General features: G+C 47.6%; 24 protein-coding genes. 12 read left to right on the top strand and 12 right to left on the bottom strand.

What is annotated here, in order from left to right:
- Positions 1 to 268 precede the first annotated feature (268 nt).
- The 4 genes from HUX74_RS11805 (at position 269) to HUX74_RS11790 (ending at position 3594) form a co-directional block, all read left to right on the top strand.
- Entirely contained in the window at positions 269 to 580 is a 312-nt protein-coding gene (locus HUX74_RS11805; protein ID WP_005824875.1) for a metal-sulfur cluster assembly factor, read from the top strand.
- Positions 581 to 619: 39 nt separating this feature from the next.
- Complete coding sequence (locus HUX74_RS11800; RefSeq protein ID WP_005824878.1) at positions 620 to 1384, top strand: UDP-2,3-diacylglucosamine diphosphatase; 765 nt, start codon at positions 620 to 622, stop codon at positions 1382 to 1384.
- A gap of 41 nt (positions 1385 to 1425) precedes the next feature.
- The gene (locus tag HUX74_RS11795; RefSeq protein ID WP_174646688.1) at positions 1426 to 3282 is read left to right on the top strand and encodes a ChbG/HpnK family deacetylase; all 1857 of its coding nucleotides are present in this window, start codon (positions 1426 to 1428) and stop codon (positions 3280 to 3282) included.
- A 99-nt stretch (positions 3283 to 3381) separates the two neighbouring features.
- Complete coding sequence (locus HUX74_RS11790; protein ID WP_005824882.1) at positions 3382 to 3594, top strand: hypothetical protein; 213 nt, start codon at positions 3382 to 3384, stop codon at positions 3592 to 3594.
- 106 nt (positions 3595 to 3700) lie between these two features.
- Here HUX74_RS11790 and HUX74_RS11785 read toward each other — a convergent pair whose 3' ends face one another.
- The 3 genes from HUX74_RS11785 to pta all read right to left on the bottom strand — a co-directional run bounded on the left by HUX74_RS11785 (position 3701) and on the right by pta (position 7519).
- Entirely contained in the window at positions 3701 to 5101 is a 1401-nt protein-coding gene (locus HUX74_RS11785; RefSeq protein WP_174646687.1) for an alkaline phosphatase, read from the bottom strand.
- A 180-nt stretch (positions 5102 to 5281) separates the two neighbouring features.
- Complete coding sequence (locus HUX74_RS11780; protein WP_117965588.1) at positions 5282 to 6478, bottom strand: acetate/propionate family kinase; 1197 nt, start codon at positions 6476 to 6478, stop codon at positions 5282 to 5284.
- A gap of 21 nt (positions 6479 to 6499) precedes the next feature.
- Positions 6500 to 7519 carry a phosphate acetyltransferase gene (gene pta, locus HUX74_RS11775; protein ID WP_117600262.1) on the bottom strand — a complete coding sequence of 340 codons (1020 nt, stop codon included), beginning with the start codon at positions 7517 to 7519 and terminating at the stop codon, positions 6500 to 6502.
- A gap of 322 nt (positions 7520 to 7841) precedes the next feature.
- Between pta and HUX74_RS11770 the strand changes: the two genes are divergently transcribed.
- Genes HUX74_RS11770 through HUX74_RS11755 form a run of 4 tightly spaced genes read left to right on the top strand, consistent with a single transcriptional unit; the run spans position 7842 to position 10898 of the window.
- On the top strand, positions 7842 to 8180 hold the full coding sequence (locus HUX74_RS11770) for a CidA/LrgA family protein (protein ID WP_117600260.1): 339 nt from the start codon (positions 7842 to 7844) through the stop codon (positions 8178 to 8180).
- Positions 8177 to 8872 carry an LrgB family protein gene (locus tag HUX74_RS11765; protein WP_005824898.1) on the top strand — a complete coding sequence of 232 codons (696 nt, stop codon included), beginning with the start codon at positions 8177 to 8179 and terminating at the stop codon, positions 8870 to 8872. The genes HUX74_RS11770 and HUX74_RS11765 overlap by 4 nt, the downstream gene beginning before the upstream one ends.
- A gap of 52 nt (positions 8873 to 8924) precedes the next feature.
- Positions 8925 to 9839: a DUF2156 domain-containing protein gene (locus HUX74_RS11760; RefSeq protein ID WP_174646686.1), complete on the top strand. Its 915-nt coding sequence runs from the start codon at positions 8925 to 8927 to the stop codon at positions 9837 to 9839.
- A gap of 42 nt (positions 9840 to 9881) precedes the next feature.
- Entirely contained in the window at positions 9882 to 10898 is a 1017-nt protein-coding gene (locus HUX74_RS11755; RefSeq protein WP_174646685.1) for a GNAT family N-acetyltransferase, read from the top strand.
- A gap of 2 nt (positions 10899 to 10900) precedes the next feature.
- On the opposite strand, the gene HUX74_RS11750 is transcribed toward HUX74_RS11755, so the two are convergent.
- The 4 genes from HUX74_RS11750 to folP form a co-directional block, all read right to left on the bottom strand.
- A complete protein-coding gene (locus HUX74_RS11750) occupies positions 10901 to 12220 on the bottom strand; it encodes a TldD/PmbA family protein (RefSeq protein ID WP_117600257.1) in 1320 nt (439 codons plus the stop codon).
- A 22-nt stretch (positions 12221 to 12242) separates the two neighbouring features.
- Positions 12243 to 13781: a TldD/PmbA family protein gene (locus HUX74_RS11745; protein ID WP_117965597.1), complete on the bottom strand. Its 1539-nt coding sequence runs from the start codon at positions 13779 to 13781 to the stop codon at positions 12243 to 12245.
- Between the two features lie 79 nt (positions 13782 to 13860).
- Positions 13861 to 14625 carry a diadenylate cyclase CdaA gene (cdaA, locus tag HUX74_RS11740; protein ID WP_005824908.1) on the bottom strand — a complete coding sequence of 255 codons (765 nt, stop codon included), beginning with the start codon at positions 14623 to 14625 and terminating at the stop codon, positions 13861 to 13863.
- Between the two features lie 26 nt (positions 14626 to 14651).
- Complete coding sequence (gene folP / locus HUX74_RS11735; RefSeq protein WP_174646684.1) at positions 14652 to 15503, bottom strand: dihydropteroate synthase; 852 nt, start codon at positions 15501 to 15503, stop codon at positions 14652 to 14654.
- 184 nt (positions 15504 to 15687) lie between these two features.
- On the opposite strand from folP, the gene murF reads away from it, so the two are divergent.
- Positions 15688 to 16986, top strand: a complete 1299-nt coding sequence (gene murF, locus HUX74_RS11730; protein ID WP_174646683.1) for a UDP-N-acetylmuramoyl-tripeptide--D-alanyl-D-alanine ligase — start codon at positions 15688 to 15690, stop codon at positions 16984 to 16986.
- Positions 16987 to 16988: 2 nt separating this feature from the next.
- On the opposite strand, the gene HUX74_RS11725 is transcribed toward murF, so the two are convergent.
- Positions 16989 to 17372: a VanZ family protein gene (locus HUX74_RS11725; protein WP_005824913.1), complete on the bottom strand. Its 384-nt coding sequence runs from the start codon at positions 17370 to 17372 to the stop codon at positions 16989 to 16991.
- A 103-nt stretch (positions 17373 to 17475) separates the two neighbouring features.
- Here HUX74_RS11725 and HUX74_RS11720 point away from each other — a divergent pair, with 103 nt between their 5' ends.
- Both HUX74_RS11720 and HUX74_RS11715 read left to right on the top strand, forming a co-directional pair.
- Positions 17476 to 18843 (top strand): sodium-dependent transporter, encoded by a 1368-nt coding sequence (locus HUX74_RS11720; protein WP_005834711.1) that lies wholly within the window; start codon positions 17476 to 17478, stop codon positions 18841 to 18843.
- Between the two features lie 6 nt (positions 18844 to 18849).
- Complete coding sequence (locus HUX74_RS11715; protein WP_174646682.1) at positions 18850 to 19800, top strand: helix-hairpin-helix domain-containing protein; 951 nt, start codon at positions 18850 to 18852, stop codon at positions 19798 to 19800.
- A gap of 62 nt (positions 19801 to 19862) precedes the next feature.
- Here the strand turns inward: HUX74_RS11715 and HUX74_RS11710 are convergent, their stop codons facing one another.
- From HUX74_RS11710 to HUX74_RS11700, 3 genes are all read right to left on the bottom strand, one after another.
- A complete protein-coding gene (locus HUX74_RS11710; RefSeq protein ID WP_117600251.1) occupies positions 19863 to 20522 on the bottom strand; it encodes an ABC transporter ATP-binding protein in 660 nt (219 codons plus the stop codon).
- A 64-nt stretch (positions 20523 to 20586) separates the two neighbouring features.
- A complete protein-coding gene (locus HUX74_RS11705; protein WP_117600250.1) occupies positions 20587 to 21297 on the bottom strand; it encodes a ThiF family adenylyltransferase in 711 nt (236 codons plus the stop codon).
- Between the two features lies 1 nt (position 21298).
- On the bottom strand, positions 21299 to 23428 hold the full coding sequence (locus tag HUX74_RS11700) for a cation:proton antiporter (RefSeq protein ID WP_174646681.1): 2130 nt from the start codon (positions 23426 to 23428) through the stop codon (positions 21299 to 21301).
- A gap of 154 nt (positions 23429 to 23582) precedes the next feature.
- Here HUX74_RS11700 and HUX74_RS11695 point away from each other — a divergent pair, with 154 nt between their 5' ends.
- Positions 23583 to 24590, top strand: coding sequence for an aspartate-semialdehyde dehydrogenase (locus HUX74_RS11695; RefSeq protein WP_174646680.1), 1008 nt, complete (start codon positions 23583 to 23585; stop codon positions 24588 to 24590).
- A 131-nt stretch (positions 24591 to 24721) separates the two neighbouring features.
- Here HUX74_RS11695 and HUX74_RS11690 read toward each other — a convergent pair whose 3' ends face one another.
- Positions 24722 to 26227 carry a hypothetical protein gene (locus HUX74_RS11690; RefSeq protein ID WP_174646679.1) on the bottom strand — a complete coding sequence of 502 codons (1506 nt, stop codon included), beginning with the start codon at positions 26225 to 26227 and terminating at the stop codon, positions 24722 to 24724.
- Between the last annotated feature and the right edge of the window lie 92 nt (positions 26228 to 26319).

Genomic DNA, 26319 nt, shown 5'->3' with positions numbered 1-26319 from the left:
TTTACCAGCCAATGTAAAAGCCGTTACCACAGTATGTAAACGTATTTACCCTATATTGTAACGTCCTTTACCCCATATTGTAAAGACCTTTACCGCGTATTGTAAAAGGAGTTTCCTCAGGGGTAAAGGGAGTTCCCCCAGAAGGTGAAGCATGTTCACCCACCGTCAAACCCTCCCCGAAGTAATGAAAAGGAGGGCGTTCCTTTGCATTTTCAATTAAATTCCATAGCTTTGTTCTTTGAAAACCTATATATAAAACCCTACGAATATGACCAAATTTGAAATAGAAGAGAAAATAGTCTCCATGCTCAAGACCGTATTCGACCCGGAAATACCGGTAAATGTATACGACCTGGGACTGATTTACAAAATAGACGTCTCCGACCAGGGAGAAGCCTCCATCGACATGACGCTGACTGCCCCCAACTGTCCGGCAGCCGACTTCATCATGGAAGATGTGCGCCAGAAGGTGGAATCCATCGACGGCGTAACCTCCGCCACCATCAATCTCGTCTTCGAACCCGAGTGGGACAAGGACATGATGAGCGAAGAAGCGAAACTGGAACTGGGATTCCTTTAAATCAGTTGAAAGTTCAAAGTTGAAAATGGAAAGTTGAAAATGAAGAATGTATATTTCCTCTCGGATGCTCACCTGGGCTCACGAGCCATCGAACACGGACGAACCCAAGAACGGAGGCTGGTCAACTTCTTGGACAGCATCAAGCACAAGGCATCGGCCGTATACCTGCTGGGAGACATGTTCGACTTCTGGTACGAATTCCGTACCGTAGTGCCCAAAGGATACACCCGCTTTCTGGGCAAGCTGTCCGAACTGACCGACCTGGGAGTAGAAGTCCACTTTTTCACGGGAAACCATGACCTTTGGTGCGGCGACTATCTGACCAAGGAGTGCGGCGTCATGATACACCGCGAACCGCTGACCACCGAAATCTTCGGAAAAGAGTTCTACCTTGCCCACGGTGACGGGCTGGGCGACCCGGACAAGAAGTTCAAGATGCTGCGCGCCATGTTCCGCAGCCGTACCCTACAGACGCTGTTCTCTGCCCTGCACCCCCGCTGGAGCATGGAGCTGGGACTGAACTGGGCCAAGCACAGCCGCTTGAAACGCATAGACGGGAAAGAACCCGCATACATGGGAGAAAACAACGAATACCTGGTGCTCTACACCAAGGAATACCTGAAAAGCCATCCCAACATCAACTACTTCATCTACGGTCACCGCCACATCGAACTCGACCTGATGCTGAGCAGTACCGCCCGCATCCTCATCCTCGGCGACTGGATAAACTACTTCTCGTACGCCGTCTTTGACGGCGAGAACCTCTTCCTTGAGAATTTTGTGGAGGGAGAGACGAAGCTATAACCCGCATTGCCAAACTGTTAACCATCATACCATTACCACCCATGAAACCTTTAAGACTGAAAAACATGATTGCCGGATGCCTGCTCGCAGCAGGAGCATTGCCGGTATGGGGACAATCCGGCGCCCCGACACTTGTCATCCGCATTGATGATCTCGGCGCCCTGCATTCCGTCAACGAAGCCTGCATCCAGACCTACCGCTCGGGTATTGCCCGCAGCGTGGAAGTGATGCCCGTAGCAGCCTGGTATCCGGAAGCCATCAAGATGCTGAAAGAAAATCCGGGACTGGACGTCGGCCTGCACCTCGTCATCACCAGCGAGTGGGAGAACGTGAAGTGGCGTCCGCTGACCCACTGCCCCAGCTTGACGGACGAGAACGGCTATTTCTACCCGATGATGTCCCCTAACCCCGCTTATCCGGGACAGTCCATCATGGAGCAGAAATGGGACATCAAGGAGATAGAGCAGGAGTTCCGCGCGCAGATAGAGACGACGCTGAAAAGCATTCCGCAACTCAGCCATCTGTCCGGACACATGCTCTCCACCGGTTTCAGCAAGGAAGTGAACGAGCTGGTGCAACGGCTCGCCAAAGAATACAACCTGCCGTCCATCGACCGCATGGACTCCTCCAAGGACTACCGGTTTACCTACATCGGATACGACGGCCCCAAAAGAACCGCCGAAGAAAAGGAGGCCAGCTTCATCAAAGCATTGGAGAAGTTGCAGCCGGGCCAGCGCTACCTTTTCTTAGACCACCCGGCACTGGACAACGATGAAATGAAAACCGTCTTCCACGTCGGATATGAGGACGTGGCGCTGGACCGCCAGGGAGTGACCGACCTGCTGACAAGCCCCCATGTCCGGAAAGCCATTGAGGACAAAGGCATAAAGCTGATTTCCATCAACCAACTGACCAAGGGCCTGCCCCGCACCGCCGCTACTCCGAAGCTGGACAAGGCCATGAACAGATATCTGGATGCCGTAAAGAAAGCCGGACAAGACCTGCACAGTATCATGATTGTGCAACACGGCAATGTCATTGCCGAAGAATGGATGGGCGAAGGGAAAGAGGATGAGCCTCACATCCTGAACTCCGTCAGCAAGACATTCACCGCCACCGCCGTGGGACTTGCCGCCTCCGAAGGCAGGCTGAAGCTGACGGACAAGGTCATCTCCTTCTTCCCCGACAAGCTTCCGGCAACCGTCAGCGAAAATCTGGCAGCCATGACCGTACGCGACCTGCTGACCATGAACTGCGGGCACGACACCGACCCCACCGGAACGGTACGCAAAAAGGCGGACGCCGATTGGGTGCAGGAGTTCCTTGCCTTCCCCGTGGAGCACAAGCCCGGTACCTTCTACACCTACAACAGCCTGGGAACCTACATGCTCTCAGCCATCGTACAGAAAGTGACGGGCGAGAAAGTGGTGGATTATCTCTATCCCCGTCTGTTCCGCCCGCTTGGCATCGTCAACGCCCGGTGGCAGGAAAGCCCGCAAGGCATCAATACCGGAGGCTGGGGGTTGTACCTCAAAACGGAAGACCTTGCCAAGATGGGACAACTGTTCCTGCAGAAAGGAAACTGGAACGGACAGCAGATTCTGCCCGAAGAATGGGTAAAGGAGGCATCTGCCTGCCAAGTACCCTCACTGCCCGCCGGCATGAAACCGGAGATGCTGAAGGCGGCAAAGCTGACTGCCAAGACAAGCGACTGGCTGCAGGGCTACGGCTACCAGATGTGGCGCTGCCGCCACAACGCCTACCGTGCCGATGGTGCCAACGGACAATACATACTGGTGTTGCCGGACAAGGATGCCGTCATTGCCGTCACCGCCAACATCCCCGACATGCAGGCAGAGCTGAATCTAATATGGAAGTACCTGCTGCCCGCGCTATAAAACGTTTATTCTTATAAACGATTACGAAAAAGTGAAGGTTACCGGAACTTTTTCCCGGCATGGTTGTAATAACATCATAACATTAAAAACATTAGCGTCATGGATGATATGATTTACAGAAACGACCCGATTGCCGAAGAGAACATAGACCCGCACGGACGTCCGGCAACGGATGAATTCGAGGAATGGAGCGAAGAGGTCTCCGAACGGACAGATACCGGATACAAGGACCAGAAAGTAAAATCCGCCAAGGAACGGGAGAAACGTATCCGGGAGATGGATGAAATTATAAAGAAGGACCTTAAGGAATAAATTGACAGCCACCACAGATAGCACAGATTCTCACAGATTAGTCTCTTATACTTGATTTCAGAGCTTCCAATCTGTGAGAATCCGTGTAATCTGTGGTGACCTTTTATTATTTGTATCCGCCAGCCTTGGCTATGCGTTTCGGGATTTCCGTGTTGTCCATCTTACCCACGAACAGCTTGGAACCTGCACCTACTGCGAATACCGGCACATATCCGGCTGTATGGCCACCGCTGGTCCAGCCTACCATGGCAATCTGGCTCATCACCTTCTTGGCGGCAACGGCCAGGGGCTCAGTCTTGGCATAAAGACTTTCCTCAAACACTACATGCTTGTTCACAAATGATTCTTCGTAAGCATCACGCAGCATCTTCTCCTGCTCCCAGCTTACCGGCAGTTCTTTCCAGAAACCCATCTTTTCTGCCAGGAATTCCTTCATTTCCGGCCAGTTGATAACCTTGCGCATCTTGCGTAAGTCCGTGATGGAACGTGAAAGGATATCCTGAGACTGCTTCTGCTTGGCAAGGGCTTTCAGTTGAAGCTCGTACTTACCGGTACCCAGCCCCAGACCGCCGGTTTCATGGTCGGCAGTTACCACAATCAGCGTTTCTTTGGGATGCTTCTTATAGAACTCGTAAGCCACCTTGATGGCGTTGTCCATATCCACCACTTCCTCAAAGACTGTGGCGGGGTCGTTTCCGTGGCAGGCCCAGTCAATCTTTCCACCTTCAACCATCAGGAAGAAACCCTTGTTACTGCCTTTGGTCAGGAAAGAGATGGCACTCTCGGTAATTTCGGCCAGTGTCAGGTCGCCTTCCTGGCGGTCGATGGCATAGGGCAGGCAAGAAGGCTCTGCCCCTTCTTTCTGGATAAGAATCATCTTGTCCGCCTGGACAGACTTCGACTTATATTCGTCAAGGCCTCTTGCAACGGTATAACCGGCTTCTTCAAAGATAGGGAAGATGCTCGGAGCCTCTTTCTTGTCGGCAGTGGTAGTCGGTTTCAAGAAACCACCGCCTGCATAGAAGTCGAAACCGGCTTTCGGCAGGTCGAGGGCTATCTCGTAATACATGCCACGGTCCGGCTGATGGGCATAGAATGCGGCGGGAGTAGCATGGTCTACACTGACGCTGGTAGTTACCCCAACTTTCTTACCGGACTTTTTAGCTCTCTCGGCCACACTCTGGAGCACACTCTTATTATCGTCCATACCGATAGCGCCGTTGTAAGTCTTAACACCGGTAGCCAGGGCTGTTCCAGCAGCAGAAGAGTCGGTCACAGAGTTGGTAGCAGAGAAGGTAGTCGCCATGCTGGCAACCGGGAAAGAAGTGAACAGCAAAGGCTTTACACCGATGCGCCCTTCTTGTTCGGCCAGATACATCTCCGTACCGTTCACCTGGTTCACACCCATTCCATCACCGATGAAATAAAACACGTACTTCGCCTGCTGGGCATAGGCCATGCCGCTGGTCAGCAGTACAAAGAACAACACATACATTAATCGTTTCATAAGCAGTTCTTATTTAAAGTTATTCGGAAAATTGCCTTTATTGTTTTTAACCGAGTAACAAAGATAGCAATTTTAAAGGATTCGGAAAACATTTCGCCCCTACAAATACATTACATATTTGCAGGGGCGAAACCACATCCGGACTCCGGGAAGCCGGAACCGGGAGATATTACAGCGATATTACTTCTTCAGAATATCCATCGTGTCCGAAGCAATCATCAGCTCCTCGTCAGTGGGGATTACCACTACCTTCACCTGAGAATCTTCGGTAGAAATAACCATTTCTTCACCACGTACTTTGTTCTTCTCAGCATCCAGCTTTATACCCATGAATTCCAGGCCTTCGCATGCACCCCAGCGGGCACTTGCCTGATTCTCACCGACACCACCGGTAAATACTACGATATCCACACCACCCAAAGCAGCGGCATAGGCACCGATATATTTCTTGATACGGTAGAAGTACATTTCTTCAGCCAGGACAGCCTTCGGATTACCGGCAGCTACGGCATTTTCCAGGTCGCGCATGTCACTGGATTCACCGAAGATACCCAGCACACCACTCTTCTTGTTCAGGAGGTTGGATATACCGTTTACATCCAGACCTTCCTTTTCCATAATGAAGGAAACAGCACCGGCATCGATATCACCGCTGCGGGTACCCATCATCAGCCCCTCAAGCGGAGTCAGGCCCATGCTGGTATCCACGCACTTGCCGTCCTTAATGGCAGTAATGGAACCGCCGTTACCGATGTGGCAAGTGATAATCTTCTTTCCTGCCGGCTCTACACCCAGGAATTCGCAGACGCGCTGTGATACATAACGATGGGATGTCCCGTGGAAACCGTAACGGCGTACACCATACTTTTCATAAAGCTCATAAGGCACGGCATATAAATAGGCATGCTTCGGCATGGTCTGGTGGAAAGCCGTATCAAATACACCAATCTGCGGAACATCCGGCAGAATAGCAGATATTGCATTTACACCCTTCAGGTTAGCAGGATTGTGGAGCGGAGCCAGGTCGTTGCAGGCAGTGAAGGCGGCAAGCACTTCCGGCGTCAGTCGTACAGACTCGCTGAACTTTTCGCCTCCATGCACCATACGGTGGCCTACGGCATTGATTTCGTCCAAAGACTTGATGGCTCCATATTCAGGGTTTGTCAAGGTGTTCAGAATAAATTCCACACCTACAGTATGTTCGGGAATATTCTTTTCAAGAATCTTCTTCTCACCGCTGGGCAAGGTGAACTTCAGGAAAGAGTCTTTCAAACCAATTTTTTCAATACCACCCTGGGCGATAACTTCCTTCCGGTCCATATCAAACAATTTGTACTTGATGGACGAGCTACCGCAGTTCAATACTAAGATTTTCATATTATATATCAGATTTAGAAGTTATTCAGCGTTCTTTTTGGCTGCAATAGCCTGATTTGCAGTAATGGCAATCATGCGATAAACGTCCTCGATGGAGCAACCGCGTGAAAGGTCGTTCACCGGACGGGCAATACCTTGCAGGATAGGACCTACAGCATCGGCATGTCCCAGACGTTGTACCAGCTTATAGGAAATATTACCCACCTCAAGACTGGGAACAACCAGTACATTGGCATGTCCGGCAATGGAAGAACCCGGAGCCTTGCTTGCACCTACTTCCGGCACCAAAGCAGCATCGGCCTGCAACTCACCATCGATGGCAATGTCGGGAGCCATTTCCTTGGCAATCTTCAATGCCTCAACCACTTTATCCACCACTTCGTGCTTGGCAGAGCCCTTGGTAGAGAAGCTCAGCATGGCAACTTTCGGATCGAGACCGGCAACTGCCTGAGCTGTACGTGCCGTACATACGGCAATCTGTGCCAATTGTTCTGCATCGGGCACCGGAGTCACAGCCACGTCACCCATCACCAGGATGCCGTTCTTTCCATATTCAGGAGCATGCGTCAGCAGCAGCATGGCACCCGAAACGCAAGTGATGCCCGGAGCAGTCTTGATAATCTGCAAAGCAGGACGAAGTACATTGCCCGTAGTGTTGCGTGCACCTGCCAACTGGCCGTCAGCATCTCCATTCTTTATAATCAGACAGCCTAAATAAAGCGGGTCGACAACCAGCTTGCGAGCCTCTTCGATGGTCATGCCTTTCTTCTTACGAAGTTCGCAAAGCAACTGGGCATATTCTTCTTTCTTAGGATGGTCTTCCGGGTCGATAATGGTAGCCTTATTGATGTTCCCCAATCCCCACTCTTTGGCACAAGCCTCTATCTCAGCAGGTTTTCCAAGGATAATCAAGTCGGCCACCCCATCAGTCAATATCTGATTGGCAGCTTTCAATGTACGTTCTTCCGTACCCTCGGGAAGAACAATTCGTTGGCGGTTTGCTTTGGCGCGCTCAACAATTTCATTAATTAATCTTTGCATGATATTTTAATTGTCTATTAAGAATCGGCAGTATGTGTTATTCACGCCGCAAAAGTACACAATTTTGCAATATCTACATTGCAAATGTCGGTCTTTTTACTGTTCAGTCCATAATTATTATATTATTTAACATTAGCTGTTCCCCGCATTCGTGTGTACGTGCACGTACCCCTCTGCAACAAACAATTACCCGTCCGGCAGGAATAACCTACCCGACTCTGCAAACGACATGAAAAAAATCAGGTTATAACGATAACAAGCAATACATAGAATACCTACCTTTGCAGCGTTTTCAACATATAACAATAGGTATTATAATAGTATGATTCGTCAATGCGCCATCCTTTTCGGATGCTTAGCTTTGGGTGAACTGATTGTTTTCCTTACAGGTATCAAGTTGCCTTCCAGCATCATCGGTATGTTGCTGCTCACCCTATTCTTGAAATTGGGTTGGATTAAACTGCACTGGGTGCAGGGTATGTCCGACTTCCTGGTTGCCAACCTGGGCTTTTTCTTTGTACCGCCCGGTGTAGCCCTCATGCTTTACTTCGATGTCATCGCCTCCGAGTTCTGGCCGATAGTAACCGCTTCCATAATCAGCACCCTGCTGGTGATTGTAGTCACCGGATGGGTTCACCAACTAACACGTAAAATCAAATGAACTTTTTAGAAAACGAATTTTTCCTATTGGCTGTCACCTTCGGGATTTTCTTTCTAGCCAAACTCCTGCAGAAAAAGACCGGCATCATGTTGCTGAACCCCATCCTGCTGACAATCGCCATCCTCATTGTCTTCCTGAAGATGACACATATCAGTTATGAGACCTACAATGAAGGAGGACATCTGATAGAATTCTGGCTAAAGCCCGCTGTTGTAGCTCTGGGCGTCCCCCTATACCTCCAATTGGAAACGATTAAGAAACAACTGCTCCCCATCATGCTGTCACAACTTGCCGGCTGCATTGTGGGAGTTATCTCTGTCGTGCTGATAGCTAAATTGATGGGGGCTTCCGACGAGATAATCTACTCCCTGGCACCCAAGTCGGTCACTACGCCGATAGCCATGGAAGTAACCAAGTCGCTGGGCGGCATTCCCTCACTTACCGCCGCCGTAGTGGTCTGCGTAGGCTTACTGGGAGGAATACTGGGCTTCAAGACCATGAAACTGACCCACATCGGCAGTCCTATGGCACAAGGCCTTTCCTTGGGAGCCGCCGCCCACGCGGTAGGAACTTCCACTGCCATGGACATCAGCCGCAAATACGGCGCATTCGCCAGCCTCGGCCTGACCCTGAACGGTATCTTCACAGCATTGCTGACCCCAACTATCCTGCGATTATTAGGGCTACTCTAACAAAATCTTCTTATTTTTGTTATCTATAATCATAACCAACTAAAAACAACGTATGATTTCATTTAAAGATATCGAATTACAAGACAAAAAACTGATTACCTCCTATACACAGAACAGTCCGCGACGGAATTGCGACCTCTCTTTCTCCAACCTATGCAGCTGGCGTTTTCTATACAATACAAAGTTTGCCATCATGGACGGCTTCCTCCTACTGAAATTCTGGGCAAACGACGAACTGGTGTACATGATGCCGATAGGCAACGGAGATTTGACAAAAGTACTGGACGCACTGGTCGAAGACGCACACCGGGAAGGAGAACCTTTCTGCCTGCTGGGAATATGTTCGGGCATGTGCTCGGAACTGGAAGCCTTCATGCCCGGAAAATTCCAGTTCACAGCAGACCGGGACTATGCCGATTACCTCTATCTGCGTACAGACCTCGCCACGCTTGCCGGAAAGAAATTCCAGTCCAAACGGAATCATGTCAACAAATTCAAACGCACCTATAATTACGAATATACTCCCATCACTCCCGACCGCATCCAGGAATGTCTGGACCTGGAAGCCGAATGGTGTAAGGCCAACAATTGCGACCAGCATGAAGGAACGGGCAACGAACGTCGCGCACTGGTCTACGCCCTCCACAATTTTGAAGAACTGGGATTGACCGGAGGCATCCTGCATGTAGACGGCAAAATTGCCGCCTTCACTTTCGGAATGCCCATCAACCAAGATACCTTCGGAGTACATGTGGAAAAGGCCGACACCAGCATAGACGGAGCGTACGCAATGATTAACTATGAATTTGCCAACCATATCCCCGAACAATATGTCTACCTCAACCGTGAAGAGGATTTGGGTATTGAAGGATTGCGCAAGGCCAAACTTTCGTACCAGCCTGCCATTATTCTGGAAAAATACGTGGCATGCCTGAAAGATGAACCGGTGGAAGCTATCAAATGGTGAGAGTAAGGATTAGAGATTAAGGATTAAAAGGATAAGGGATTGATGATACGGGAAAAGGTAAAGAACTTATGGAAGCTCTGTTTCAATGATAGCGAGGAATTTACTGAACTGTATTTTCGGCTCCGCTACAACAATGATATCAATATTGCCATCCAAAGCGGCGAAGAAGTGATTGCCGCCCTACAGATGTTGCCTTATCCTATGACGTTCGAAGGAGAAGATATTCATACGGCCTATATATCCGGCGCCTGCACACGCCCTGATTACCGTAACCAGGGCGTAATGCACGAGCTGTTATCACAAGCCTTTGCACGGATGCTACACAATAATGTCGCCTTATCCACCCTGATACCGGCAGAACCGTGGCTGTTCGACTACTATGGCCGTAGCGGTTATGCCCCCGTATTCCGCTATGCCGAAGAGACCTTTATCGCTTCCGGTACACCGACAGCCGATACGGGCCTTACTTTGGAAATGTCTGCCGAATATACTGAAAAAAGATATGAATATCTCGACCGGAAATTGCGGGAGCGCCCTTGCTGCATCCAGCATACGGAAGAGGATTTCCAGGTTATCATTGCCGATTTACAACTGGGACAGGGCTTCGTTTGCACATTGAGCAATGGGGAGGAAATCACGGCTTTGGCCATTACCTATCCGATAGGGAAAGCCAACTGGCGCATTGGAGAAATCGTGTCGGATACTCCCGCAACAAAAACTTTACTGCTTCAACATATCTGCCAAAGCCTGAATCTCCCGTCCATCCGGGTTCTCACTCCTCCCGCTACTGGTGAAAGCCAACTTTTGGGCATGGCACGCATCATCAATGCCAAAACCATGCTGCAACTCTATGCTACGGTCCATCCGGAACTGGAACTCAGCATTCATCTTACTGATGAGCAAGTCAGTGCCAATAACGGTTACTACTACCTCAACAATGGTAAATGTATGAATAGTGCCAAGCGTCTGCCAGGCAGCCACTTGGCACTTACAATCGGTGAACTCACCGAAAAAATATTTGCAACATCAAGCCCATATATGAGCTTGATGTTGAACTAGCATTACAATCCGCTGAAGTCGACTCCCTCAAATACCAACGAAGGAATCTGCCATGAGCGGTTTGGTTGAGGGTCATTGCCCACAGCAACCAAGGAATTCCACAAAGCAACCATGTTACCCGTCACATTCATTTCGTTGACAGGCTGTGTCAGCTTACCGTCTTCAATAAGAAACCCCTCTATACCATAAGAGAAGTCACCGGTACTGCTATTGCTGTTACCGCCATTGAAGCCCGTAACCAAAATGCCTTGTTTAACATCTGCCACCAACCCGTTCAGGTCTTTATCACCCGGTGCCAGAATCAGGCGTGAAGGCGTACTGATAGTAGGAGCCATATTCATCTTCTTACCATTGTAGGTATCGATGAAATAAGTTTTCAGCACACCCTTATCAAAGACAGTGCGGGGTTCAGTAGCCACACCCTCATTATCGAAGTAGCGCGAACCGTTTGCACCGATGACATGCGGCTCGTCACGCAACGTGAAGAGGTCCGAAGCCACCTTCGCATCCAGCTTGTCCATCAGGAAGGAATTCTTTTGTTGCAGAGCACTGCCATACAATGCACTTAGCATCGGGCTGAGCAGATTTCCCACATTCATAGGGTCAACCACCATTGTATATTTACCCGACTTTGCTTTCTTCTGTCCCAGCTTGCGCAATACGCGTTCCAATGCCTTGGCACCGATTCCCGTCTTCGTCAATTTATCATAGAACAGAGCCGAGTCGTACCAGTAATCCTGAGGACGCGCTTCACCTTCTCCCTTAATGGATACACTGGCTGAGACAGAGAACCAGGTACTCTTCGACTCGCCTTCAAATCCGTTGCTTATCAAACGATAGGAAGAACCCTCACCATCACTATAAGAAGAATCAACCGAAATGATACGCTCATCCTTGCCCAATACCTCCTCTGCAGCAGCACGGGCAATCGCCACTTTATCATCCGGGTTGACTTCATAGAGTTTCTTATCAAAAAGCTGCAAGTCAGGCTTGCCTCCTTTATAGTAGCGTGCAGGGTCGGCCAGCATACGCGACTCATCCACCGCCAGATAGCGGGTAGACTCTATACCATTCGTGATAAGAGTTTCCAATTCTTTCTTATCCAGCCGATTGGTGGAAAAAGAGCCGAAACGTCCGTCCACATAAAGATTCAATCCCAAACCATTCTCCGTAGACTGCTGCAAACGGTCCATTTTGCCGTCACGCAGTTCAAAAGAAGAATTAGAATTTGTATATAGCACCAGTTTGGCTGCCTGGCAACCGTTCTTCAAGGCATATTCCATTGCCCATTGTGCCAATTTCTTATTGTCGTCTGTAATCATGTCTTTAATTGATAGTTGATAATTAACTTTCTCCTCCTACAGTCAGCTTGCTGACTAGTGCCGATGGCATACCGCAGGTAACGGGACAAGACTGACCGTCTTTACCACAAGTCCAAGTACCGTTGTCAATCTTATCGTTATTTGCCACCATCGTGATGTCAGCCAATGCTTTCGGACCATTACCGATGATATTTATATCCTTGACGGGCTGCGTCAGCTTGCCATCCTCAATCAAGTAACCCGACTTCACAAAGAAGGTAAAGTCTCCGGCACCGATTTGCACCTGGCCATTGGTAAACTGGTCACAATAGATACCTTTCTTCACGGTGGAGATAATGTCCGCTTCCTTCATATTGCCGGCTTCCATATAAGTGGCACGCATACGGGGGATAGGAGTATTACGGAAAGTATCGCGACGTCCGTTTCCAGTAGGAGCCACCCCATAATGCTTGGCACTGATGCGGTCGTGCAGATAACTGGTCAGGATACCTTCCTTCACGATATAGGTTTTCTGACCTTCCACACCCTCATCGTCGAAATTCACGGCTCCACGATTGAAGGCGATGGTACCGTCATCCACCACGTTGATATGCTCATCGCACACCTTCTTTCCCAAAAGGTCGCAGAAAATGGAAGTACGTTTACGGTTGAAGTCAGCCTCAAAAGCATGTCCTATGGCTTCGTGCAACAAGATACCCGAACCGCCAGCCCCCATCACGACGGGCATTTCGCCACCTTTGGGTTTCACAGCCTTGAACAAGATAGCAGTCTTATCCACCGCCTCACGTGCAATAATATCCACGATGTCATCCGTCATGAATTCAAAACCCTTGCGGTAAGAACGACCGGCATAACCGTTCTCCATCTTTCCATTCTCTTCCATGATGCAGACTGCCATAAAAGAAACCATCGGACGGTAGTCGTAGTAGCTCACGCCCTCGGAATTACAGAACAGCACGTGCGATGTACTGTCAGAAAGAGAAGCCTGCACCTTACGTACACGATTGTCCAAAGAGAAAATCTTTTCGTTCAGCTTTTCTAAATAAGGTATTTTTGCCTTGACACTCACGTCCTCCCAAGGTTCAGTGACGGCATAGCGGCTTTTGGCAATTGTCTTTTCCGTCAGTCCTACAGATTTTCCGGCCTTGCCCGAAGAGGCGATACGGGCAGCAGTACGTGCAGCACGTAGCATTTCTTCCATAGTTACCCCTTCCACATAAGCATAACCCGTCTGGTCGCCTGCCAATACGCGTACGCCCATACCGAAGTCAATGTTAGCTCCACAGTTGTTTACTTTGCCGTCCATCAGAACCACACTGTTGTTGAATGTGTGTTCAAAATAAAGGTCAGCATAATCGCCGCCTTTTTCCAGAGCGGCAGCCATCACTTTCTTCAAGTCAGCCTCCGTCACACCGAAGTGAACCATTGCCGAAGCTACGGCAGACTGATTATCTGCTCCTCCTAAAGCTCCGCGTACTGACGCAGGCATAGCCAACGAGGGTACTGCCAGCGAACCTAACATCGCCAGACTTCCCGTCCGCAAGAAATTTCGTCTATCCATCCTTTTCAGTTATTAGTTATAAGATATTGTTTTTTATATCATAGTTATATGACGTAAAAATAGGAGATTTTGTCACACCTCAGCTTTCCTTTGTTAACAAACTTTCCAATTCCTCTGCATTCAGACGCAGATAGAATTGTCCTTTGTAAGCCACTGAAATGCCTCCGGTCTCCTCCGATACAATGATGGCATGCGCATCAGACACCTGGGAAATCCCCATGGCAGCACGATGCCTCAGCCCCAGTTCCTTAGGAATGTCCAGATTATGGGAAACAGGCAGGATACATCCCGCCGCTTTGATACGTTTCTTACTGATAACCATCGCTCCATCGTGCAACGGACTGTTCTTAAAGAAAATATTCTCAATCAGACGCTGGTTTATATCGGCATTGATAATCTCTCCCGTACGCACCACATCATCCAAAGGCAGATTATGTTCAATGACAATCAGGGCACCAACCTTCTGCTTCCCCATACTGATACATGCCATTACCACCGGCATGATGTCGTCATGTTCCAGCTTCTCTTTCTTGTTACCGGTGAAGAAGCGCACCAGCGCACTGGCATGCTGATGCGAGCCGAGTGTCAGCAAGAAGCGCCGTATCTCGTCCTGAAACAAAATGATAAGCGCCAGCACGCCCACACTGACCAGCTTGTCGAAGATGGAACCGAGCAATTTCATCTCCAGCACCTGCGATACCACCAGCCATATCAGGATAAACACCAGGATACCCGTAAACACATTTATAGAACCGGAGGCTTTCATCAGCTTATACGTATAGTACAGCAAAAAAGCCACTAACAGAATATCTATAAAATCTTTTATTCCAAATTCAAAAAACACGATATCGAATGATTAGGGGTTAGGGACTAGGAATTATTTCGCATAGCTTGCACAATCCGTACGGTTTCCACGGCTTCTTTCACGTCGTGTACGCGGAGAATGTCAGCACCTTTCAGCAGACAGATGGTATCGAGCACCGTAGTACCATTCAGCGCCTCCTGAGGAGTAATGTCCAACAAGCGGTATATCATCGATTTACGTGAAACACCTACCAATAAAGGCAACTCAAAAATACGGAAATCTTCCAGATGGGACAGCAATTCATAATTATGCTCTATTGTCTTTCCAAAGCCGAAACCGGGGTCCAGAATGATGTCTTTCACACCTAAGTCACGCAATTGCTGCACCTTGCGTGCAAAATACAAGAGAACCTCTTCCAGAAGATTGTCGTAATGAGGATGCTGCTGCATACTTTGCGGAGTGCCTTGCATGTGCATCATAATATAAGGCACATTCAACGCCGCAACGGTATGGAACATATCCGCATCCATCTCACCGGCCGCAATATCGTTGATGATGGCAACCCCATACTCCTCCACACACATTCTTGCCACATCCGCCCTGAAAGTGTCTACCGACACCACAGCATCCGGCTGTATCTCAAAAAGTATTTTCAGCCCCATACGCAGCCGTTCCATCTCCTCCCGGGCAGAGACATTGTCGGCATTGGGACGGGAAGAGTAAGCGCCTATATCAATAATGACCGCTCCCTCCGAAACTATCTGTTTCACCCGGCGTACTATTTCCGCCTCTGTCTGTGTACGGCTACCGGCATAAAAGGAATCTGGAGTAACGTTCAGTATGCCCATGACACGGGGTTGAGAAAGGTCAAGCAGCGAACCGTTGACATTTATATATCGGGCAGTTGTAATTTCCATAGGCAGTCTGTTCTATATAGTACCTGCAAATGTAAACAAAAAAGTGGTTTCAAAATACATAAACTCATAAAACTGATAAGTTTTTTGCTTGTACCCGGGAAGGGAGAGGATTAAAACTATATCTTTGCACGATGGTTTACCACAGATTACACAGATTCACACAGATTGATTTAATTATAAAGTCATGAATATAACAGCTATACATCAGATATTCCTAACATGTACCAGTGTCACTACTGACAGCCGTAACTGCCCCCAAGGTTCTTTATTCATTGCACTGAAAGGCGAGTCATTCAACGGAAATGCCTTTGCCGCCCGGGCGCTGGAAAGCGGAAGTGCTTATGCCATAGTAGATGAAGAAGTCTATGCCCCCGCAGGCGATACACGATACATCGTGGTGGAAAACAGCTTGAAGACCTTGCAACAACTTGCCAATTACCACCGTCGGCAGATGCGTACACCCATCATCGGCATTACGGGTACAAACGGAAAGACTACTACCAAGGAACTGATGTCCACCGTACTTTCGCAAACTCACAACGTGCTCTATACCTTGGGAAATTTGAACAATCACATCGGTGTTCCCCTCACCTTACTCCGCCTGCGCCCTGAACACGAACTTGCCGTAGTGGAAATGGGCGCCAGCCACCCGGGAGACATCAAGGAGCTGGTAGAGATAGCCGAACCTGACTACGGAATCATTACCAACGTAGGAAAAGCCCATCTGGAAGGATTCGGCTCTTTTGAAGGAGTCATCAAGACCAAAGGAGAGATGTACGACTATCTGCGGACGCGGAAAGAAGCTACCATCTTCATCCATAACGACAACCCCTACTTGAAAAAGATAGCCTACGGACTCCACCAGATTGCCTACGGCAGCGAGGACGAGCTGTACATCAACGGACACGTCACCGGCAATTCTCCTTACCTCACCTTCGAGTGGAAAACGGGAAACGAAAGCAAATATCACGAAGTACAAACCCAACTTATCGGTGAATATAACTTCCCCAATGCTCTGGCAGCTGTCACCATCGGACATTTTTTTGGTGTGGAACCGGAGCAAATAGATAAAGCACTGGCCGGATATACCCCACAAAACAACCGTTCACAACTGAAAAAAACAGCGGACAACACACTGATTATCGATGCCTATAATGCCAATCCCACAAGCATGATGGCTTCCATCAGTAACTTCCGGAACATGCAGGCCAAAAACAAAATGCTGATATTGGGAGATATGCGGGAGTTGGGTAAAGACAGTGCCGACGAGCACCAGAAGATTGCAGACTATCTGGAAGAATGCGGATTCAAGGACGTAGCTCTTGTTGGGGAATTGTTTGCCGCCACACGCCACTCTTATCAGAGTTATCCCGATGTAACCGCACTCGTCGCAGAGCTGCAAAGAGAAAAACCTTATGGGAAAACAATTCTGATAAAAGGGTCGAACGGCATCAAGCTAAGTTCCGTAGTTGAATACTTATAATCCTATTTCATCCTTGGCCTTAAAATGAAATAGCCGACCATTGATGCAAGCACCGCTCCCGTGGTATTGGCCGCAAAATCCAGCCAGTCTCCGCCGCGGTATGTCGTGCAGTATTCTTGCAGCAACTCCACCATTCCGCTGAACAAAACGGGACAGACAAACGCCCCTGCCCATGCATGCCATAAAGGGGCATTGTCTCTCCGGTGAGCGCGAAGAAACTCCAGCCACAGCATTCCCGACATGCCGAAATACATACAGATATGCACCACCTTGTCTATATTGGGAATCTTGCTTATTTCTGTAGATGGCGGTTTAAAGAATGAAAGATAAATCACCGTCAGAATAATAAAAAGCGACACCGGATATTTCTTAATATAATATAGCATATACCAAATAATCAACGAACTGTGCGCAAAAGTACAGAACATTTTCTATATTTGCATGTTTTAGGTGGTATTAATAACGAATTGAAAGAAAAATCTACGTTTTATGACAAAAAGTGACAGAGCCAACTTCGGAAGCAAATTAGGTGTCATACTTGCCTCGGCAGGCTCCGCAGTCGGTTTAGGTAACATCTGGCGTTTCCCGTTTGAGACCGGGAATCACGGAGGTGCAGCATTTATCCTTGTATACCTGGTTTGCGTGCTCATTCTCGGCATCCCCATCATGATTGCAGAATTCCTCATCGGCAGGCGCTCGCGTGCCAATACGGCAAGGGCTTATCAAAAATTAGCACCCGGCACGCATTGGCGCTGGGTAGGACGTATGGGCGTACTGGCAGGATTCCTTATTCTGGGATATTACTCCGTTGTGGCAGGATGGACGCTTGAGTTTATCGGGGAAGCAGCCACAAATAGTTTTGCCGGGAAATCGGCAGCCGATTTCATCGCATCCTTCAACAGCTTTGTCAGCAACCCCTGGCGTCCGGTCATCTGGCTGGTGCTGTTCCTGCTGGCCACCCATCTCATTATTGTCAAAGGAGTGGAAAAAGGTATTGAAAAATCAGCCAAAATCATGATGCCGATGCTGTTTGTCCTATTGATAATCCTTGCCATCTGCTCTATATCTCTGCCCGGAGCAGGAGCAGGTATTGAATTCCTGCTGAAACCGGACTTCAGCAAAGTGGACGGCAATGTGTTCCTTGGAGCTATGGGCCAGGCATTCTTCTCCTTGAGCTTGGGGATGGGATGTCTCTGTACATATGCCTCCTATTTCCGCAATGATACGAACCTGCCCAAAACGGCACTCAACGTGGCCGCCATCGACACTATGGTAGCTATTTTGGCAGGATTCATCATTTTCCCTGCCGCCTTCTCTGTGGGTATCAAACCGGATGCGGGTCCCAGCCTGCTATTCATCACCCTACCGAATGTCTTTCAGCAAGCGTTCGGCAATATTCCCTGGCTGGCGATACTGCTGTCTCTGATGTTCTATATCCTACTGGCATTGGCAGCACTTACTTCCACCATTTCCCTGCACGAAGTGGTAACCGCCTATCTGCATGAAGAGTTCAAGTTCTCACGCAGCAAAGCAGCCAGATATGTGACAGCAGGTTGTATTTTCTTAGGAGTATTCTGCTCACTGTCTCTCGGTATCGGCAAGAGCTATACCGTATTCGGGTTAAACCTATTCGATTTGTTCGATTTTGTAACGGCCAAGCTAATGTTACCGTTAGGCGGTTTCTTCATTTCCATCTTCATAGGCTGGTATCTGGACAAGAAAATCGTATGGGAAGAAGTCAGCAACAACGGCACTCTGAAAGTATCCGTCTACAAGCTATTGATATTCATCCTGAAATACATTGCTCCTATAGGAATTGCACTGATTTTTATCAATGAACTGGGTTTTCTGAAATAGGCCATCATGCAGAACCCCTTCAAAGAATTCCTTTATTTCTCCCGGGGAGAAAGGCGCGGAATACTGGTTTTGATTACCGGCATCATTCTCGTCTTTCTCTCCGGGTATATTTATATATACCAAAGAGAACACCGCCCCCTCTCCGACGAAGCAATCCGGCGGCAGGCCACTGCCATGGCAGAATACGAATCGTTCATCGCATCCATACAAGAAAAGGAACAAAAATGGGACAACAGACTTAATTCTTCCTCTCCAAAACAACCGACAACCGTCTCCCTGGTCCGTTTCAATCCCAATACTGCCGACTCCGTTACTTTTTGCCGACTGGGACTGCCCGGATGGATGGCGCGGAACATACTCCACTACCGTAGTAAAGGAGGGAAGTTCCATAAGGCAGAAAATTTCCGGAAAATATATGGAATGACAGAAAAACAATATCAGACACTCCTGCCCTATATCCACATCACTCCGGAAGACACAGAGACAAGAACCGTCCAGTTGTACAACTCTCCTTCGAGTAATAATAGCGCTGCTACTTCCCGAATTGCACCGGAAAAATATCCGGCTGGAATCCTTGTCGACCTGAACCGCGCCGACACCACAGAGCTGAAGAAAATACCAGGCATCGGTAGCGGCATTGCCCGTCTAATCATCGGTTACCGGCAACGCTTGGGAGGGTTCTACGACATCACGCAACTACAAGAAATCCATTTGGACACCAGCCAATTGCAGTCTTGGTTTTCCATCGACACCCGAGCCATCCGCCTCATCAACCTGAACCATAGTAGCATAGAGAGGCTGCGCAACCATCCTTACATCAACTTCTACCAGGCAAAGGCCTTTGTAGAATACCGAAAGAAGAAAGGCGACCTTCATAGCCTGAAACCTTTTGCACTTTACGAGGAATTCTCCGATACCGACTTAGAGAGAATCAGCCACTACATCTGCTTTGAATAACATGCCACTCTCTCAACGAGGCAAACCACCATATCGAACTTGGAAAAACCGCACTGACAGGCTCAGACCATTTTATTGATTTCCCCGTCTATCAGATGTATCGTCCGGTCGGTGAGCTGCGCCAGTCCTTCATCATGGGTTACGATAACAAACGTTTGTCCGAAACGGTTACGTAAATCAAAAAAGAGCTGGTGCAGTTCTTCCTTATTATGGGTATCCAAACTGCCGGAAGGTTCATCTGCCAGCACCACTGCCGGATGATTAATGAGAGCACGGGCCACCGCCACACGCTGCTTCTCACCTCCCGACAACTCATTCGGTTTGTGGGAGGCCCGTTCGGCAAGCCTCATGAATTCAAGAATTTCCGTAGCTGCTTCCTTGGCTTCCTGCTGTCCTTTTCCGGCAATAAAGGCCGGTATCATTACATTCTCCAAAGCCGTAAACTCCGGCAGAAGTTGGTGGAACTGGAACACAAAGCCGATATGCCGGTTGCGGAATGCGGAAAGTTCCCTCTCCCTCATACGGTTGACTTGTGTACCGTCAATAACCACTGAACCGTCATCCGGCATGTCCAACGTACCCATGATTTGCAGCAAGGTAGTTTTACCCGCTCCACTAGGGCCTACAATGCTGACAATCTCCCCTTTCTCTATCTCCAGGTCAATACCCCGTAACACTTGCAGGTTACCGAAACTCTTGGTTATATTCTCTAAATGAATCACTAGGCTATTTACAATTTGACAATTTACTATTTACTATTTGATAGTTTTCTTTCAAGTGCTATTACTATAGTCTTTTAATTACATATTCGGCCAAATAGCAGCCAAAAACTGCAGGCATGTAGCTCACTGTTCCACAGGTGGACTTCTTGTTCATCTCGTCGTCCGTCAGCAAAACGGCATTCGGGTCAGCCTGTTCAGTGCTGAAAACAACTGGAAGTTTCCGCTTTATGCCCATTTTTTGCAGACGCTTACGCACAGCCTTGCTCAATCCACAATGATAGGTATCCCATATATCGGCAAAGCGCACTTGCGAAATGTCACTCTTTGCTCCCGCCCCCATGCTGGACACAATCTTGATATGCCGCCTCATGGTTTCCACTATCAAGTGACATTTTGGAGCAAGCGTATCAATGGCATCCACCACAAAGTCATAAGCCGCAGCATCCAGCAGTTCCGGTATGTTCTCATCTTTCAGGAATACGGGCAACACTCTCAATTCCAGAGCCGGATTAATGTCCCTAAAACGTGATGCCAATATCTCCGCCTTCTTCTGCCCCAGGGTAGAATGCAGAGCCGGCAACTGACGGTTTATGTTCGTTGGCTGCACGGTATCGGCATCGACAATCGTCATCCGCCCCACTCCGGCACGGCATAGCATCTCGGCCGCATAAGCACCTACACCACCCAGTCCTACGACAAGTACATGCGCCTTGCATAGCCGTTCCATCTTTTCATCTCCCAGCAGGAGTTGTGTTCGCTGTTTCCAATCTTCCATTTTAGCTTTTCTTAAACCACTTATAGAACCATTTGCCTACCTTCTCGTAATGCTGCGACTCATTGTTGCCACGCGGATTTGAGAAGGATACCGCATCCTGCGGTTCACCCAGTTGGTCTGGATACAACACAATCAGACTATTGTTTGCAAAATATTTACTGATTTGTGCCGGCAACTTCTCGAAGGAGCTGTCATAGGAGATGGAGCCCCGACGAGCGCTGATAATCACTAACAGATGGTCAAAGTTCACTTGTCCGGTCAATATCAGTAAATCCCCCCAATCGTCCAGGCGAGAAAAGTCAGTCAATGTCTGTCCATATTTGGCTTTCACCAGCCCTTGAAGATGGGCGGTAGTCTCTTCATTGGCATAAAAATGCACCCGGCAACCCAAAGTACTCCCCAACCGACAGAAATGTTCCACCCACTTCAGGAATCCCGCCTCATACTCGGCTTTCGGAGGTACCGCCACAATCACCCGCCTGATTGTGTTAATAGGCATCAAGAATTTGGAAACCATCACCTCGCGATGCAAGCCTTTCAGCAGATTCTCCGTCAGCATACCGAAGAATGAATCCACAATATTGACCTTACGGTGCAGACCTATAATGACATCCGTTGCCGCATATTCTTTTGCCGTATGGATAATGCCCGAAGCGATATTCAAGTCGTAACGTGTGATTTGCCTCAACGGCACATCTGCCGAGGCCGTTATCATAGCAGCCTTTTCCAGATAGCGTTTCCCACGCAATTCGGCACTTTCAGAACTGCTATCGTCGTTGATGACATTCAGTGCCAACAGATTATCCCGTTGCTTCGGGTCGCGTATCACCAAAGAAAGATTTATCAGGTCTTCAATCGTATCGGGGTTGGCTATCGGAATCAATATCTTCTCCGCTTCCACGGAGCGGTTTTCTTCCAGATGCGCCTCCTCCATGGCAATCTTCCGTGCGGCACGTTCCGTAATGAACGAACTCACAACGCAAGTTACAAGAATCAGCAGGACGGTACCATTCAAAACATCATCGTTCAGCAAGCGTTCCCCATTGGGCAGAATGATGTTGTACCCCACCAACACAGCCGCCAGCGTTGCCGCTGCTTGTGCATTGCTCAATCCGTACATCAGCTCCCGTTCAATCCCTCCCATTTTATATATTTTCTGCGTCAGCCAGCAGGCAATCCATTTACCTGCCAATGCCACCACAATCATTACAGCCGCTACTTTCAGAGCATCGCCATGACCGAAAATCACATGCACATCAATCAACATACCCACACCTATCAGGAAATAGGGAATAAACAAGGCGTTGCCCACAAACTCCAGATGGTTCATCAACGGAGAGACATGCGGAATCAGCCGGTTCAAAACCAAACCTGCAAGGAAAGCACCCAGGATACCTTCCATCCCCACAAACTCCATCAATCCGGCTCCGAGGAAAACCATGGCAAGCACAAATATGAACTGCATCACGTTGTCATCGTACCTCCGGAAGAACCAACGGCCTATGCGTGGAAACAGATATACAATCAAAATACCCAGGAAGATAACCTTTATGACAAGCCATACCCAGAAGAAGCCGTCCGACTCCCCCTTGAACATACCACCCACAACGGCCAGAACCAGCAAAGTGAGTGTATCCGTAACCGCCGTCCCCCCCACTGCAATACTCACACTGCGATGCCGCGACACACCGTAACGAATCACGATGGGATAGGCCACCAGCGTATGCGACGCATACATACTTGCCAGTAGGACAGAGGTCAGTACCCCATACTTCAACAAAGCTATATTCGTTACCAAGCCTATGCCTATGGGCACAATAAAAGCCAAGAGTCCCAGTACAAGCGCTTTGCCCCGGTTCTGTTTGAAGTCCCCCATATTTATTTCCAGACCGGCAAGGAACATGATGTAATACAAGCCTACTTTGCCGAAAAGCTCAAAACTACTGTCACGCACCAAGATATTGAAACCATGCTCCCCAATGACAAGCCCCGCCAGTATCATTCCGATAATGTGCGGAATACGAAGCTTATTCAACAATATGGGAGCAAACAATATAATGAGGAGTACAAGGAGGAATATCCATGTAGGGTCGGTGATGGGAAGTTTCAAGCTGAAGTCAAACCAATCCATAGGCTATAAGTTTTAGGTTTTGAATGCAAAATAACGAAAAACTTTTCACTTTATGCGGTGCTATACAGCATTTTGTTATAAATTTGCGACCGATTCTATCTTTTTAGAGATAGTATTTCACTTTTTTATAAACTTAATTTAAAACAAAAGAAAAATGAAAGTAGCTATTGTTGGAGCAAGCGGAGCCGTGGGACAAGAGTTCCTGCGAGTGCTCGATGAAAGAAATTTCCCGTTGGACGAGTTAGTATTGTTCGGTTCTAAACGCAGTGCCGGAACCAAATATACCTTCCGCGGTAAACAGATCGAGGTGAAACTCTTGCAACACAATGATGACTTTAAAGGGGTTGATATCGCTTTCACTTCCGCAGGCGCAGGCACCTCCAAAGAATTTGCCGAAACCATTACCAAGTACGGAGCAGTGATGATTGACAATTCCAGCGCTTACCGTATGGACGACAATGTACCTTTGGTAGTGCCCGAAGTGAATGCCGCCGACGCCAAAGAACGTCCTCTCGGCATCATCGCCAACCCCAACTGTACTACTATCCAAATGGTAGTGGCACTGAAAGCCATCGAACAGCTTTCCCATATAAAGACCGTACACGTTTCTACCTATCAGGCTGCTAGTGGTGCCGGCGCTGCTGCCATGGACGAGTTGTACGAGCAATACCGCCAGGTATTGGCAGGCGAACCCGTAACCGTTGAGAAATTCGCTTACCAGCTGGCATTCAACCTCATTCCGCAAATCGACGTATTCACCGAAAACGGCTATACCAAAGAGGAAATGAAGATGTACAACGAGACACGCAAGATTATGCACTCTGACGTAAAGGTCAGTGCTACCTGCGTACGTGTTCCCGCTCTCCGCTCCCACTCCGAAAGTATCTGGGTAGAGACCGAGCGCCCCATCTCCATAGAAGAAGCCCGCGAAGCATTTGCCAACGGCGAAGGCTTGGTTCTGATGGACAATCCGGCAGAAAAGGAATACCCCATGCCGTTGTTCCTCGCCGGCAAAGACCCGGTTTACGTAGGCCGTATCCGTAAGGACCTCAGCAACGAAAACGGATTGACGTTCTGGATTGTGGGCGACCAGATTAAAAAAGGGGCTGCACTGAATGCGGTGCAGATTGCAGAATACTTGATTAAGGAAAAGGCACTGTAAGAGAAAATTATATTACATAAATGGAGTAGCTTTATTTTTATATAACGCTACTCCATTTTTTATCTGCCAATTTTTCTCATAGTCTTAAATTTCAAATGAAATACTCTTAAAACTTTATTTAAAATCACATTTTATTCTCCGACAACAAACCTCTTTTCTATAAGTGATTTGTTTCCACACCCATCAATATAGTCAACAGAAACAACTACTGTCCCATTGAATGGCTCACCTTCATTAATGAAATTAACAAAGTCATATCCTTGCATTTCCACTATCCATCCATTATCTACACTCCAATGAAAGTTAGAAGCACCTTCAGGCACGGGGAATAAAGTACATTCACCACCATATGCAGATAAACCACCATTAAGCATGCTATTATCTTTTTGGACACCAGACTTATTAAACAAAACAGAACGACTCAAGTCTGCAGTCACACCGTCACATACATGTACGAGAGCCTTTAAAGTAGCACGAAACGAGCTTGTTGCCGAAGATGCTATGCTTTTTCCCAAAGTCACATTTGGAATGGTTTGATTCAGAGAAGTATACAATCCTCCACCAACAGTCCAATCAACACTAGCCCCAGAAGGAAAATTTTTAATTGTAAAAATCCCACTATCACAAATTACATCTGGTCCAACTAAATCCATTGATGTTTTAGAAACATTCAACACATATTCACTTGTAAAAACATCAATACAATCCTTATAGCTATAGGATACTCTGACCTTCGCTGCTCCTTGTGCTAAAGGTATAGCAATTATTGTTGAACTACCTTGCCCACTGATAATTTTCACATTCTCTCCTATCCATGAAAAAGAATGAGCTTTACTGTCATCAATAGAATAAGAATATTTTCTATATTGTTCAACAAATTTATATCCATCTATTTGTGGTCCTATATTTCTAAATACACAATTACTACTTCTTGCTAGAAAATATTCTCTAACGTCTATTGTATGCATAAAGAAATCATGCACTTCTACTTTTATTGCACTTTCCTCAAATGGTTGAACAGACCTTAAATCGATCTGAAATCTTTGCTTTTCAACAGATGCACTTTGTTCTATTTCAGAAAATAGATTTTTATCATAAGTCCACTTTATATTCGTATATTTATTAATCGGATAATTGCACCAAAGCTTTATTGTACTTCCCAATTCAAATGTTGTAGGACCATTGATTATCATTGGCTTCATTCTAACATTAATATCCCGCAAGTCCGCATTTAATTCTATTGTACTATTCTCCGGACGTACCATTAACACTACACCACTTTCCGCTTTAGTCCATAGTACATCAAATGGATATTGAGTAGTTCCTTTGGGAATACTGCAAATCAACTCTGTATCATACTTATCACTAGATGATCTTCTGAATTTAGCCCCACCTCCAACCGCAGAAATTCTTATCCTAATAGGATCTTTTTGTCCATTGAGACTCAATTTATAAGAATAAGCTCCATCACCTACATACGGTTTTTTTTCACCTATAATTGTTCCTGAAATATAAGTTGCACGAGTTGTAGCCTCCATATCGATATCGGACATTAGTTGAGCAGAACTTTCTTCTTTACAGCAACTATTATTTAACAATAAAATTGTAATAACCAACAATACATATTCATTTTTCATTACGTATCAAGATTAACATAACAACCCTACTCTTTTTATGTCATAGACATAATAGAATAGGGTTGTCAATTATTAAATTACAATATACTATA

The sequence above is a fragment of the Bacteroides sp. Marseille-P8574 genome, from assembly GCF_902825465.1.
Taxonomy (GTDB): Bacteria; Bacteroidota; Bacteroidia; order Bacteroidales; family Bacteroidaceae; genus Bacteroides; species Bacteroides uniformis.
The sequence above is the reverse complement of the archived record's forward strand: the minus strand, read 5'-3'. Positions and strand labels throughout refer to the sequence as shown.

Bases quoted from the DNA above. Each gene is read 5' to 3' on its own strand.
- HUX74_RS11805 (WP_005824875.1), top strand. From the start codon at position 269: ATGACCAAATTTGAAATAGAAGAGAAAATAGTCTCCATGCTCAAGACC.
- HUX74_RS11800 (WP_005824878.1), top strand. From the start codon at position 620: ATGAAGAATGTATATTTCCTCTCGGATGCTCACCTGGGCTCACGAGCC.
- HUX74_RS11795 (WP_174646688.1), top strand. From the start codon at position 1,426: ATGAAACCTTTAAGACTGAAAAACATGATTGCCGGATGCCTGCTCGCA.
- HUX74_RS11790 (WP_005824882.1), top strand. From the start codon at position 3,382: ATGGATGATATGATTTACAGAAACGACCCGATTGCCGAAGAGAACATA.
- HUX74_RS11785 (WP_174646687.1), bottom strand. From the start codon at position 5,101: ATGAAACGATTAATGTATGTGTTGTTCTTTGTACTGCTGACCAGCGGC.
- HUX74_RS11780 (WP_117965588.1), bottom strand. From the start codon at position 6,478: ATGAAAATCTTAGTATTGAACTGCGGTAGCTCGTCCATCAAGTACAAA.
- pta (WP_117600262.1), bottom strand. From the start codon at position 7,519: ATGCAAAGATTAATTAATGAAATTGTTGAGCGCGCCAAAGCAAACCGC.
- HUX74_RS11770 (WP_117600260.1), top strand. From the start codon at position 7,842: ATGATTCGTCAATGCGCCATCCTTTTCGGATGCTTAGCTTTGGGTGAA.
- HUX74_RS11765 (WP_005824898.1), top strand. From the start codon at position 8,177: ATGAACTTTTTAGAAAACGAATTTTTCCTATTGGCTGTCACCTTCGGG.
- HUX74_RS11760 (WP_174646686.1), top strand. From the start codon at position 8,925: ATGATTTCATTTAAAGATATCGAATTACAAGACAAAAAACTGATTACC.
- HUX74_RS11755 (WP_174646685.1), top strand. From the start codon at position 9,882: ATGATACGGGAAAAGGTAAAGAACTTATGGAAGCTCTGTTTCAATGAT.
- HUX74_RS11750 (WP_117600257.1), bottom strand. From the start codon at position 12,220: ATGATTACAGACGACAATAAGAAATTGGCACAATGGGCAATGGAATAT.
- HUX74_RS11745 (WP_117965597.1), bottom strand. From the start codon at position 13,781: ATGGATAGACGAAATTTCTTGCGGACGGGAAGTCTGGCGATGTTAGGT.
- folP (WP_174646684.1), bottom strand. From the start codon at position 15,503: ATGGAAATTACAACTGCCCGATATATAAATGTCAACGGTTCGCTGCTT.
- murF (WP_174646683.1), top strand. From the start codon at position 15,688: ATGAATATAACAGCTATACATCAGATATTCCTAACATGTACCAGTGTC.
- HUX74_RS11725 (WP_005824913.1), bottom strand. From the start codon at position 17,372: ATGCTATATTATATTAAGAAATATCCGGTGTCGCTTTTTATTATTCTG.
- HUX74_RS11720 (WP_005834711.1), top strand. From the start codon at position 17,476: ATGACAAAAAGTGACAGAGCCAACTTCGGAAGCAAATTAGGTGTCATA.
- HUX74_RS11715 (WP_174646682.1), top strand. From the start codon at position 18,850: ATGCAGAACCCCTTCAAAGAATTCCTTTATTTCTCCCGGGGAGAAAGG.
- HUX74_RS11705 (WP_117600250.1), bottom strand. From the start codon at position 21,297: ATGGAAGATTGGAAACAGCGAACACAACTCCTGCTGGGAGATGAAAAG.
- HUX74_RS11700 (WP_174646681.1), bottom strand. From the start codon at position 23,428: ATGGATTGGTTTGACTTCAGCTTGAAACTTCCCATCACCGACCCTACA.
- HUX74_RS11695 (WP_174646680.1), top strand. From the start codon at position 23,583: ATGAAAGTAGCTATTGTTGGAGCAAGCGGAGCCGTGGGACAAGAGTTC.
- HUX74_RS11690 (WP_174646679.1), bottom strand. From the start codon at position 26,227: ATGAAAAATGAATATGTATTGTTGGTTATTACAATTTTATTGTTAAAT.